We start from the raw sequence: 12,363 nt of genomic DNA on the forward strand, positions 1-12,363 counted from the left end.
TACACCGAGTTGAAATGCGAAAACTGGCGCAGAAGTATAGGGACGCGTCACGACTCCTTACTTTTTGACGATTATCGGTACCAGTTCACACTCACACGTGCTCAGGAGGGAACTTTATGGTGAAAAAACATCTGACCGTTGTCATTTCTGGCGGATCGGCTGGCTTGGGAAAGGCGATCGGACTCGAGGCGGCGAAAAATGGTGCGACGGTTGTATTTTTGGCGCGGCGCCGGGATAAATTACGTCAGGCTCAGGCTGAAGCAACGGCGCTTTCCGGACATCCGGCTTATGCTTTTCCAGTAGATGTGGGTGATCCGGTGGCAATTGAAGCGGCGGTTGATCAAATTCACGAAACGGTTGGACCGGTTGATGTTTTGGTTAATGCAGCCGGTTTTGGTCACTTTGAAAATGCCTTTGACACGGATATGCGGTTAGTCGAACGGATGTTTCGGGTTAATGTTTTAGGTGTTATGTATCTGACCAAACTGTTGGGTCGTGATATGGCAATACGCGGTCAGGGACAGATTATTAATGTTGCCTCAATGGCTGGTAAAATGGCTACCCCAAAATCAGCCATTTATTCAGCAACAAAATTTGCAGTGATCGGCTATAGCAACGGATTGCGGCTCGAACTTAAACCATTTGGCGTTCATGTCACGACGGTTAATCCCGGTCCGATTGCGACGGATTTTTTCAAGGCAGCCGGTGCTTTGGATTATCTCGCAACCGTTTCCTGGCTGGCATTGGATCCGGATCAACTTGCGCGCCGAATCGTTGGGACATTTGACCATCCGGTGCGGGAAATCAATGCACCGCGCGTGATGAGTCTTGGGGCTAAACTATATACATTATTTCCAGGTATCGGTGATTGGCTAGCCGGTGGTATGCTTAATAAAAAGTAAAGGGGTGGCTCACATGAAAAGTCAGCAACGTTTTATTATCGGACTGGTTCTTGCCTTAATCTTGATTATTTTTGCTTTACTGAACGGCCAAGGGGTGTCCGTTAACTTCTTCGGCATTCAGTTAGAGTGGCCGCTGATTGTGATTATCGCAGTATCCGTACTGATCGGCGCGGTGGTAACCTGGTTAATCTCCACCAGTGCCGTTGCGAGCGCTAAGAAGCAGATCAAAGAACTTCAACAGCGCGTAACGGAATTGACCAAGACAAACAAAAACGAAAAACCGGCGCCGAAACCGGTTCAGGCACCAAAAGAAACGCCTTCTGATACATCCAAAAACTAAACGAAACGACGCGGATATTTTGTTCGCGTTTTTTATTTAAAATAGTTTGACCTTAACTGACCAATATCGTAAAGTGAATTTGAAAACAATGAACAGTTATGGAGGCATGATGGATGAATCCAGATAATTTTACGCAAGCGGTGGCTGAAGCCTTGGGTGCTGCCCAACAAATTGCCCAAGTCCGCCACCATCAAGAAATCGATATTCCCCACGTCATGAAAAGTCTGGTGCAGCCCAATCAATTAGCTGAGCAGATTTATCGTGAAGCCGGCGTCAACATTCACGGGTTAAATGCCGCGATTGACGCTGCGATTGACGCAGAGCCGGTAATTGAAGGCGCAAGCGCATACGGCCAAAACATGTCGCAGAATCTGGCGCAGATGTTAAGTGATGCCGATACGATCAAAGATGAGTTTGGTGACACGTATGTTTCTACCGAGGCACTGTTACTGGCACTCTATGAGCAGCGTTACAACACGATTACCCGCTATTTATTGGATGATGCCAAAGTTGACGCCAAAAAGCTGCGGGCAGTCATTACCAAGATTCGCGGCGGCGAGAAAGTTACCAGTAAAAACGCTGAGGCTAATTATAAGAGTCTTGAAAAATACGGGACTGATCTGGTTAAAGAAGCACGCAGCGGCAAGATGGATCCCATTATCGGTCGCGATGAAGAAATCCGCGATGTGATTCGGATTTTAAGTCGCAAAACCAAGAATAACCCAGTTCTGATCGGAGAACCGGGTGTTGGTAAAACAGCGATTGTGGAGGGCTTGGCGCAGCGTATCGTTAAAAATGACGTGCCAGACAATCTAAAGAATAAAACGATTATTTCCCTCGACATGGGCAGTTTGGTTGCCGGTGCCAAGTATCGCGGTGAATTTGAAGAGCGTCTGAAAGCCGTTTTGAAAGAAGTCAAAAAGAGTGAAGGTCAAATCATTCTGTTCATTGACGAAATTCATAACATTGTCGGTGCTGGCAAAGCTGAGGGATCAATGGATGCCGGCAATTTGCTTAAACCGATGCTGGCACGTGGCGAGTTACATTTAATCGGTGCGACGACGCTGGACGAATATCGCGAAAATATTGAAAAAGATAAAGCATTAGAGCGCCGATTCCAACGGGTGCTGGTACAAGAGCCAACTGTGGAAGATACGATCAGTATTTTACGGGGTTTGAAGGAACGGTTTGAAATTTTTCACAAAGTGCGCATTCATGATTCGGCTTTGGTAGCAGCCGCGACATTATCCAATCGTTATATTACGGATCGGTTTTTACCGGATAAGGCGATTGATTTAGTCGATGAAGCCTGTGCCACGATTAATGTTGAAATGAACTCGCGCCCAACTGAACTGGACGTGGCGGAGCGTAAGCAGATGCAGCTTGAAATCGAGCAGCAGGCGTTAAAGAATGAAAGTGATCCCGCAAGTAAAAAGCGCCTGGAAAATGCAAACGCCGAATTAGCCAATTTAAAAGAAAAAACCAATAAACTCAAAGCACAGTGGGAAGCCGAGAAGAAGGATATTCGCCAACTTAACGAAAAGAAGTCGGCGATTGACAAAGCTAAGCATGAACTGGAAGATGCCCAAAGTCGGTATGATTTGGAAACGGCTGCGCGCTTGCAACACGGAACGATTCCACAACTTGAAAAAGAATTGCAGGCAATGGAGCACAGTGATCGGCCGCAGTCTTGGCTCGTTCAAGAAAGTGTCACGGCTAATGAGATTGCTGCTGTTATTTCACGAGAAACCGGTATTCCCGTGGCAAAACTGGTTGAAGGCGATCGTCAAAAATTGCTGCATCTTGCCGATAATCTGCATCAGCGTGTCATTGGTCAGGATGAAGCCGTCACGGCAGTTTCAGATGCGGTATTGCGTTCGCGCGCCGGACTGCAAGACCCAAGCCGACCATTAGGGAGTTTTCTTTTCCTTGGTCCGACCGGGGTGGGGAAGACCGAACTCGCAAAAGCGCTGGCCGAGGATCTGTTTGATTCTGAAAAACACATGGTTCGAATTGATATGTCCGAATATATGGAGAAGGCGAGTGTTTCACGGTTGGTCGGTGCGGCTCCGGGTTATGTCGGTTATGAACAAGGCGGTCAATTAACCGAAGCAGTTCGCCGCAATCCGTATACGATTGTCCTATTAGACGAAATCGAAAAAGCCAATCCGGATGTCTTCAACATTCTTTTGCAAGTGTTAGACGATGGGCGGTTAACGGACGGGCAAGGACGCACCGTTGACTTTAAGAACACGATCATCATTATGACCTCTAACCTCGGCTCTGAATATTTGCTGGATGGCGTGCAAAAAGACGGAACTGTCAGTCAGCAAGCTAAGGATCAGGTTCGTCAGTTGATCGGTAAAGCTTTTAAACCGGAATTTCTCAATCGCATTGACGATATCATCATGTTCCATCCACTTTCACTAGATGATGTTAAGAAGATTGCCGTTAAGGATCTGCATGAGCTGGGAACACGCTTGGCAGACCAGCAAATTAGTTTGGACATCACGCCAGAAGCTCAGACCTGGTTGGCGGATAAGGGCTATGACCCGGCATTTGGTGCGCGTCCGTTGCAGCGTCTAATTACCAGTGCCGTTGAAACGCCGTTAGCCAAAGAGCTCATTCGCGGAACGATTCAGCCCGGTCAGGAAGTGGTCATAACCGTTGCGGATGATCAGCTGCAATTCAAAGCAAAACAAGTAGCAGCGAAGTCATAAGCCTGTAATAGCTGAATTATTCTGTAAAGACCCTTGCCTTGACGCCGCTTTTCATGTATGATTAGCGTTGCTGTGACAGAACATGTTTCTGTCCACGCGTGACGATGATTGGACTTGCATTTTGATCATCGACCGTATAAAGTAGTTTAGAAATCTTACTAAAAAAGGGGTTTTCCGCTCATGGCAGTTCCAGCACGCAGAACGTCAAAGACCAAGAAGCGTATGCGCCGCGGTCACATTAAGTTGAATGTGCCTAACTTGCAATTCGATGCAGCAACCGGCGAATACCGTGTTTCCCACCATGTTTCACCTAAGGGTTATTACAAGGGTGCACAAGTGGTTAAGAAGTCTGACGACAACGCAAATGCATAACAAAAAGCCAACATCTCGGGTGTTGGCTTTTTTGTTGGCGCCAAATGATGGCGGCACTAGACGTCAGCAGTACGTGGCGTTCAACATTTCTTTCATGACGAAACTGAGGGTTATCTAGTTTTCAAAACCACATCTCATGATATAATACGACTAAAAGAGGTGCGATCAATGGCTGATAACAAACAATTTTCGGATTACTTAGCCCAGCTTCAAAAAGCCCAATTTCCGCGGTGGGCTGACTTACCGCAATTTGATCTTTACATGGATCAGGTCATTCAGTATGTCAATGATATTGTGACGCCACTTGGTTTTGGCGAAATTACATCGACTATGGTCAATAATTACGTCAAAAAAGGCGTCATCCAAGCACCCGTCAAGAAAAAGTATCGCCCCGAACAATTAGCCAACATACTGGTCATTGCCATGTTAAAACCGGTTTTTGCTTTGGATGCCATTGCCAAGGGGATTCAGTTTGCTAAAGAAGGCCGCCCCCGGTAGCTCAAGCTTACGATACATTCATTTTGACTTTTATCAGTGCCATTGAGCAGGCAAACTCCGACTTCAACGACACCGTTGCCATTAATCGAACCGTTCAGCCAAGCACCGCTGCCACGCAACATGCCGTGGTTTCGTTAGCCATCAATGCGGTTTTGCAAAAACTGATGGTTGAAAAGCTGCTGACGCTCACCCAAGTCCCTGCTAATGAGAAAGGAAAAAAGGCATGAAGCTGACCATTTTATCGACGAGTGATACCCATGGCTTTGTTTTGCCAACGAATTATGTTAAACGCGACCAGAATCTGCCGTTTTCATTGGCCAAGGCCAAAACGGTTTTGGATGCCCAAAAAGCGATGGCAGAAGGGCCTGTGCTGACCATCGAAAACGGTGACTGGTTGCAAGGCTCGCCGTTAGCCTATTATGCCGCCAAGATGAATCGGAAGCCTGAACAGTTGACACAAATCTACAATGCGGTTGGGTATGATGCGGGAATTATCGGTAATCATGAATTTAACTATGGTTCCGATTATTTACGTCAAGCGTTGGCGACACTCAATTACCCAACGTTAAATGCCAATATCACGAAAGCCGGTCAACCGGCATTTGGCGAGCCATATAAGATTTTTGAACGGTCAGGGATCAAAATAGCTGTTCTCGGCTTAACCACCGCGTATATTCCGCATTGGGAGGCACCCAAACATATTGCCGACCTCCAATTTGAGGATGTCATTGCCACTGCGAACGATTACGTGCCGCGGTTGCGCAAAGAAGCAGATGTGGTGATCGTTGCTTACCATGGCGGGTTTGAACGCAATTTAAAAACCGGCGAACCGACTGAACGCTTGACAGGAGAGAATGTTGGCTACGCATTGACGCAAATACCGGGAATCGATGCACTGATCACCGGTCATCAGCATCGACAGTTGGCGGCGATCGTCAATGGTGTGCCGGTGACGCAACCGGGTTATCGTGGTGAAGCAGTTGGAAAGATAACGCTGACGCTTGCGCAGACAACGACCGGTTATCAAGTGACAGATCAGCAGGCAGTTTTGGTTAAAGCCGGCACGGTTAATCCCAGCGCAGTTATTGAGCAAGTAGCAGAACCGTTAAATCAAGTCGTTGAAACGTGGCTCGATCAACCATTAGCACGGGTTGAAGGCGATATGCGGATTCACGATCCATTTGCGGCGCGGGTTAAAGAAGTACCTTATATTGAATTCATTCAGCGGGTGCAAATGGCAAGTACCGGTGCGGATATTTCCGGGACCGCCTTGTTCAACAATGAAGGGTGTGGCTTTGGCTCAACCATCACGATGCGCGATGTTGTCACTAATTATATTTATCCCAACACTTTGGCGGTGCTGCGGCTGACTGGTGCTGAACTGAAGGCCGCGTTAGAGCAGTGTGCTACTTATTTTTCCCTAAATGCTCAGGGTCAATTGATGGTCACGCCGCGATTTGAACGGCCTAAACCGCAACACTACAATTACGATATGTACCAAGGCATTGATTATACTTTGGATATTTCCAAACCGGTTAAACAGCGCGTCACGAAACTAACTTATCATGGCAAGCCCGTGGTCAGCACGCAAACTTATGACGTGGTGATGAACCAATATCGAGCTGCAGGCGGAGGCAATTTTGCCATGTTCGGCCCGGAAAAGGTTATCCGCGAAAACCAAAAGGACATGACTGAACTGATTGCTGATTATTTGAAAGCTCATCCGGTTTTAAAAGCCGAGGCCGACCATAACTTTACCGTGGTATCGTCAATGTGACACTGAGTCATATTCTGCTTGTCAAGTGGCGGGTGAACGCTTATGCTGATGAGCGTCATCATTAGGTTAAGTGAAAGGAATGTTCCGCATGAAGTTTTGGAAATATGGTTTGATTGGTTTATTAGCACTGCTGCTAGTAGGCTGCGGCCAACAATTAAGTACGACAAAGGCAACTTACGGACGCAATGGTTTGGTTGCGACGATCAAAGGCAGTGCAAGCGGGGTTGATCGGGTTAAATATACAAGCCAAGCCGGTAATGGCAGCGTGCCGGTGAAAAGCGGAACGTTTGTGGTCAATGTACCGGTGACGGATACAACCCAACAGATCAAACTAACAGCGGGATCGCTTAAACGTGAAGTCAACGTTAAGGCCGGTACATCACTGGGGCAGTACACTGCTATTGCGACCAAATTTAATCAAATGTTGGCCGTTTCGAGTCTCTCCAAAGCAGATCAGGCAAAACTAAAACAAGGACAGGCAGCAGCGGCTGAGCTTCAGAAAAGTGCGGCAACGATGACGCCTGCAGAAAAATTGACGGCGGCACAACAGGCACAGACGCTAAAAACATTGATGGCACAAGCAACTGCCAATACCCGGGGCAAGCAGTTGCCAACCACCGCTAAAACCGGCATCCAGTCGATTTTAAAAACGGCTGGCGTCAATTATCGTGCCAGTATTGTCAATGGTAAGGCGATGGGCTTTGCTGTCATTGTGCCTTTGTCCGTGCTTAAAGACAGCAAAAAGATGCAACAATTCGCGACTGGTTTTGGCTTGTTGAGTACAGCAGTCGGAGCTAATGCTAAGACTGTCTTCTCGCACTTCAAGAAACTGACAAAAGATGCCAAATCGAAGAACAACTCGACAACGATCAAGACAATTAAGAGTAACAATGTTAAGTTTGATGTGGGTTATTCAACCACCGACTTGTATCTTTATGTAACCAAGTAGCCAAGTTTAAGCGGTTGACGATACCATTAAAAAAGCACTCGAGAAATGTCTGCCATCTCTTGAGTGCTTTTTTGGCGCCGCTTCGCTTGATTCACATGTTCGGCGCACTTTGCTTAATGTTCTGGTTTTTCCGCTGACTTAGCAAAATGTTGCATAATCGGTGGGAAGAAAAATAAAATGACAACAAAGATCACACTGACAATGGCACTTGTCTTTGGATCGTAACTGCTGCCGCTCAAGGCGCCAATCAGGAAGCCAACAACTTGGCCGAGGATCACGCCCCAGACGATGGTAGGTAAATACCGCATGAAATCCCTCTTTTCTGTCGTCATCTTACCACGACTATCGAGGAATTCAACTGAAATTAAATTATTTTCCAGTATAATGGAAATGAGGTGGCAAGATGACGTTTACCCAATTACAGGTTCACAGCAATTATACCTTATTACACAGCCCTTTGGCACTGCCTGATTTGATTCAGGCCGCAAAAAATCGGGGTTATTCGGCCGTGGCATTAACTGACACCAATGTTGTTTATGGCCTGGTAGAGTTTTATCGGCAGGCAAAAGCGGCGGGGTTAAAGCCGTTATTAGGGATGCAAATCGAAATTGCCGATGCCAAGTTGCTTGTGATTGCCGAAAATAATACCGGTTATCATCAATTGTTGAAACTCTCAACCCAAATTATGCTTGCCCAACAGCCGCTTGCATTTGCTGATTTGCTGCCGCTGAATGGGCTGGCAGCCGTAACATTGCCCGATTCACCTTTTGGCGTGGCAGTTTCTGAGCGTCACGAAGATCAGGCACAGACTTTTCTGACAACGTTAAAAGCTAAGCAACCAAGCTCCTTGTACATTGGTGTGGATGAGGAACATCTTGAAGGAACATTGCCTGCGTTTGCGGACACCGTAAAGTTACCGTTACTTGCTTTGGGGAATGTTTTGTACCGCGACCCCACCGACGCCTTTACGCAAAAGGTGATGGTGGCGATTGAAACAGGAAGTCAGTTAAACTTTCGCGATCCGGTTCTAACGGATGCCGGGCCAGCGTGGTTAAAACCGCCAACCGATGCGGCCAAGCCGTTTGTGCAAGCCGGCTTGCAAGCGGCGGTGACACAGACTGAAGCAATTGCTGCGCGTGCCGATGTGACGATTGACTTTAAACAGCCCCAGTTACCGCACTATCAGACGCCTGATCAAACGCCTTCAAAAGATTATTTGACCAAGTTGGCTGAATCGGGTTTGGCCAAGCGCTTTCATGGGCAGTCGATTCCGCCGGCTTATCAAGATCGGTTGCAGTATGAGCTGCGGGTCATTATTGAAATGGGTTTCGCGGACTATTTTTTGGTTGTCTGGGACGTGATGAATTATGCGCACAAGGTCAACATTATGCCAGGCGCCGGCCGTGGTTCTGCAGCAGGTTCTCTGGTGAGCTATGCATTGGCCATTACTGAAGTCGATCCAATTGAATATAATCTGTTATTTGAACGATTTCTCAATCCTGCCCGAGCGCAAATGCCGGATATTGACTTGGATATTCCTGACAATCGGCGCGGTGAGTTGATTCAGTATGTTCACGACAAATATGGCAAGAATCATATGGCTCAGATCATTACATTCGGGACTTTTGGGGCCAAGCAGGCAATTCGCGATGTCGCCCGGGTTTTTGGCCTGAGTCAATTTGAAAGCAATACCTGGAGTAAAGCTATTCCTAACTTATTTCATATTGATTTGAAAACCGCGTACGAACAAAGTCAGCCATTGAAAAATCTGGTTGCCGATTCGCCAAAAAATCGGATGCTTTTTCAAACAGCTTTGGCTTTGGAAGGGTTGCCGCGGCATTATTCAACCCATGCGGCTGGCATTGTTTTGTCAGAAGAACCATTGACTGATACCGTCGCGCTCCAGCCTAGTGGCGATGGACTCGAACAGACTCAGGTTCCCAAAGACGATGTAGAAGCACTCGGATTGTTGAAGATGGACTTTTTAGGTTTAAAAAACCTCAACATCTTGGCAGCAGCAAGTCATTTCGTCACCCGCGATACAGGCAAGCCGTTTGACCCCAAAGCAATCCCGCTTGATGATCAACCCACGCTGGCGTTATTTGCGCGTGGCGACACAAATGGGGTCTTCCAATTTGAGTCATCCGGCATCAAAAACGTTTTACGCAAACTACGACCAACTGCTTTTGAAGATGTTGTAGCGGTCAATGCCTTGTATCGTCCCGGGCCGATGGAGAACATTGATACCTTCATTGCGCGCAAAAACGGTCAGGAGCCAATTGCCTATCCGGACCCAGCGCTGGCCAAAATCCTAAGGCCGACTTATGGCGTCTTGGTTTATCAGGAACAAGTCATGCAGGTTGCCAACGTCATGGGTGGTTTCAGTCTTGGTGAAGCGGATTTGCTTCGGCGGGCGATGAGTAAGAAGAAATCTTCCGTTCTAGCTGCGGAACAGGATAAATTTATTGAAGGTGCCCTTAAGCAAGGCTTCCCGGAAGCAACCGCGAAAACCGTGTATGCTTACATTGATCGGTTTGCTAATTACGGGTTCAATCGGTCACACGCGGTGGCTTACAGTAAAGTGGCGTTTTGGCTGGCTTATCTCAAAGTTCACTATCCTGCCGCCTTTTTCGCGGCATTGATGAACGCCAGCATGAACAACCTGCCAAAGCTACGGACGTATGTACAGGAAGCTAAAGCGCGCAAAGTGGGGTTACTTGGTCCGGATATCAATCAAAGCAATGGCGGCTTTAAATTGAGCCAAGGAAAGATCCGCTTTGGGTTACTATCAATTAAAGGCATGCGGCGGGATTTTGTCGAAGCCATTTTTGCCGCCCGCAAAAATGGACCGTTCAAGGACCTTCGTGATTTATTACAACGGCTTGATCCTAAGTGGTTGAAAACCGACTACTACAAAGCACCAACGCTTGCCGGCGCTTTTGACCAATTCAGCAATAACCGTGCGCAGACGCTGGCTAATTTGGATGAGCTGATTAATTCCGTTAAGTTAGCCGGTAATGATGTCGGGTTATTTTCAATGTTAGCGCCAAAGACCATTGAGGTTCCCGAGATGCCGGCGAGCGAGCGCTTAGAGGCAGAAGCAGAAGTGCTCGGGGTTTATCTCTCCGGGCATCCGGTTGATAAGTATGCCCCGCTAAAGACCCAGTATCGCCTTATTAATGTTAGCGATCTTGAAGAAGGACGAGCCGTTGACATCTTGCTATTAGTACGGCATATCAAGCGGATTCGAACCAAAACCGGTAAACCCATGGCATTTATCGATGGTCAGGATGCGACCGGTAACGTGTCATTAACAATCTTTCCCAATTTGTATCCAACGATCGAGAATCTTTCGGAAGACATGGTTGTATTAGTCAATGGCCGGGTCGAGAAGCGCAATGATGATTTGCAATTGGTGGTCAATCGGATTCAGGATGCCCAGCCATTGTTAGCCAACTTGCCGACCGCGGAATTGTTCATTCGCATGGATGCCAAGGATACGGCGATGCGAACCGATTTACTGAAAAAACTGCAAGCTGCTCACGGGACAACCCCCGTCATTACGGTTGATACTGCCACCCGCGAAAGCATTTTGCTGGATAAACGTTACTGGGTCAAGGCGCAGACGGAACTGATCGATGCGTTAAAGACACAGTTTGGCGCGAACAATGTTGTGTTAAGAAAACGGCAGGAAACCTAGAGAAAATTGTAAAATGTTCTCATTTTCAGGGACTTTGTTTCAGAAAAGTGGTAAACTCAATGAGTATTTGTGGTAGGACATATCGCAAAAGAATATGCATGAGGTGAAATAATGAAACGCATTGGTATTTTGACCAGTGGCGGTGATGCTCCGGGCATGAACGCCGCGGTTCGAGCCGTTGCTCGCAAGGCGATGCATGAAGGCCTTGAAGTATACGGCATCAATTATGGCTTTGCCGGTTTAGTGGCCGGTGACATTTTTAAAATGAGCGAGTCAACGGTTGGTGACAAGATCCAACGTGGCGGTACCATGCTGTACTCCGCCCGTTATCCGCAGTTTGCTCAAGAAGAAGGCCAATTGCGCGGGGTTGAACAGCTTAACAAGTTCGGCATTGAAGCACTGGTTGTTATTGGCGGCGATGGTTCATACCACGGTGCATTGGCACTAACCCGTCACGGTTTCAATACAATCGGCTTACCCGGCACGATTGATAATGATATTCCGTACACTGATTTCACGATCGGATTTGATACGGCGGTTAATACCGTGGTTGAAGCGGTGGATCGGTTGCGGGATACGGCTGCATCCCATGAACGGACCTTTGTCATTGAGGTTATGGGACGTGAAGCAGGTGACATCGCATTGTGGTCTGGCGTTGCCGGCGGGGCCGAAGATGTCATTATCCCCGAACACGACTTCGATGTTAAAAAGATTGCTTCGAAGTTACAAAGTTCCCGTGAACGTGGTCAAAAGCATGCGGTTATCTTGCTGGCTGAAGGCGTGATGCACGCCGATCAGTTTGCCAAGGAACTTGCTGCCTATGGTGATTTCCAATTACGTGCTACCGTTTTAGGTCATATCGTTCGTGGTGGTGCGCCATCAGCACGTGACCGCGTATTGGCTTCCCAAATGGGTGCTTACGCCGTTGAACTCTTGCTGCAAGGCAAGGGTGCGTTGGCAGTCGGCATTGAAAATAACAAAATTACGGCGCATGACGTCCGGACTTTGTTTGATGCCAAGCACCACGCCGAACTTTCGCTCTACACCTTGGCGGAAGAGTTAACATTTTAATTTTTGTAAACAAACGACATTAACGTCTGTTTAA

General features: G+C 47.5%; 9 protein-coding genes and 1 pseudogene. 9 read left to right on the plus strand and 1 reads right to left on the minus strand.

Annotated elements, in window-relative coordinates; genetic code table 11:
- The first annotated feature begins 116 nt into the window (after positions 1 to 116).
- The 7 genes and pseudogenes from EL173_RS07110 (at position 117) to EL173_RS07140 (ending at position 7,558) form a co-directional block, all read left to right on the plus strand.
- Positions 117 to 902, plus strand: coding sequence for an SDR family NAD(P)-dependent oxidoreductase (locus tag EL173_RS07110; RefSeq protein ID WP_005689249.1), 786 nt, complete (start codon positions 117 to 119; stop codon positions 900 to 902).
- Positions 903 to 915: 13 nt separating this feature from the next.
- Complete coding sequence (locus EL173_RS07115; protein ID WP_005686475.1) at positions 916 to 1,242, plus strand: LapA family protein; 327 nt, start codon at positions 916 to 918, stop codon at positions 1,240 to 1,242.
- A gap of 113 nt (positions 1,243 to 1,355) precedes the next feature.
- The gene (gene clpB, locus EL173_RS07120; RefSeq protein WP_005689251.1) at positions 1,356 to 3,962 is read left to right on the plus strand and encodes an ATP-dependent chaperone ClpB; all 2,607 of its coding nucleotides are present in this window, start codon (positions 1,356 to 1,358) and stop codon (positions 3,960 to 3,962) included.
- A gap of 180 nt (positions 3,963 to 4,142) precedes the next feature.
- Positions 4,143 to 4,334 carry a 50S ribosomal protein L32 gene (gene rpmF / locus EL173_RS07125; RefSeq protein WP_005686472.1) on the plus strand — a complete coding sequence of 64 codons (192 nt, stop codon included), beginning with the start codon at positions 4,143 to 4,145 and terminating at the stop codon, positions 4,332 to 4,334.
- 168 nt (positions 4,335 to 4,502) lie between these two features.
- Positions 4,503 to 5,059: pseudogene (locus tag EL173_RS07130) on the plus strand (DUF1836 domain-containing protein).
- The gene (locus EL173_RS07135; protein ID WP_005689259.1) at positions 5,056 to 6,609 is read left to right on the plus strand and encodes a bifunctional metallophosphatase/5'-nucleotidase; all 1,554 of its coding nucleotides are present in this window, start codon (positions 5,056 to 5,058) and stop codon (positions 6,607 to 6,609) included. Before EL173_RS07130 ends, EL173_RS07135 begins: the two are co-directional and overlap by 4 nt.
- Positions 6,610 to 6,697: 88 nt before the next feature.
- Positions 6,698 to 7,558 carry a hypothetical protein gene (locus EL173_RS07140; protein ID WP_014571319.1) on the plus strand — a complete coding sequence of 287 codons (861 nt, stop codon included), beginning with the start codon at positions 6,698 to 6,700 and terminating at the stop codon, positions 7,556 to 7,558.
- Between the two features lie 113 nt (positions 7,559 to 7,671).
- On the opposite strand, the gene EL173_RS07145 is transcribed toward EL173_RS07140, so the two are convergent.
- Positions 7,672 to 7,866, minus strand: coding sequence for a YjzD family protein (locus tag EL173_RS07145; RefSeq protein WP_005715663.1), 195 nt, complete (start codon positions 7,864 to 7,866; stop codon positions 7,672 to 7,674).
- A 95-nt stretch (positions 7,867 to 7,961) separates the two neighbouring features.
- On the opposite strand from EL173_RS07145, the gene dnaE reads away from it, so the two are divergent.
- Positions 7,962 to 11,258, plus strand: coding sequence for a DNA polymerase III subunit alpha (gene dnaE, locus EL173_RS07150; RefSeq protein WP_014571320.1), 3,297 nt, complete (start codon positions 7,962 to 7,964; stop codon positions 11,256 to 11,258).
- A gap of 111 nt (positions 11,259 to 11,369) precedes the next feature.
- Complete coding sequence (gene pfkA / locus EL173_RS07155) at positions 11,370 to 12,329, plus strand: 6-phosphofructokinase (RefSeq protein WP_005686462.1); 960 nt, start codon at positions 11,370 to 11,372, stop codon at positions 12,327 to 12,329.
- Positions 12,330 to 12,363: the final 34 nt, after the last annotated feature.

It is taken from the genome of Lacticaseibacillus rhamnosus (genome assembly GCF_900636965.1).
GTDB lineage: Bacteria > Bacillota > Bacilli > Lactobacillales > Lactobacillaceae > Lacticaseibacillus > Lacticaseibacillus rhamnosus.

Bases quoted from the DNA above. Each gene is read 5' to 3' on its own strand.
- EL173_RS07145 (WP_005715663.1), bottom strand. From the start codon at position 7,866: ATGCGGTATTTACCTACCATCGTCTGGGGCGTGATCCTCGGCCAAGTT.
- EL173_RS07115 (WP_005686475.1), top strand. From the start codon at position 916: ATGAAAAGTCAGCAACGTTTTATTATCGGACTGGTTCTTGCCTTAATC.
- EL173_RS07135 (WP_005689259.1), top strand. From the start codon at position 5,056: ATGAAGCTGACCATTTTATCGACGAGTGATACCCATGGCTTTGTTTTG.
- rpmF (WP_005686472.1), top strand. From the start codon at position 4,143: ATGGCAGTTCCAGCACGCAGAACGTCAAAGACCAAGAAGCGTATGCGC.
- dnaE (WP_014571320.1), top strand. From the start codon at position 7,962: ATGACGTTTACCCAATTACAGGTTCACAGCAATTATACCTTATTACAC.
- EL173_RS07110 (WP_005689249.1), top strand. From the start codon at position 117: ATGGTGAAAAAACATCTGACCGTTGTCATTTCTGGCGGATCGGCTGGC.
- EL173_RS07140 (WP_014571319.1), top strand. From the start codon at position 6,698: ATGAAGTTTTGGAAATATGGTTTGATTGGTTTATTAGCACTGCTGCTA.
- clpB (WP_005689251.1), top strand. From the start codon at position 1,356: ATGAATCCAGATAATTTTACGCAAGCGGTGGCTGAAGCCTTGGGTGCT.
- pfkA (WP_005686462.1), top strand. From the start codon at position 11,370: ATGAAACGCATTGGTATTTTGACCAGTGGCGGTGATGCTCCGGGCATG.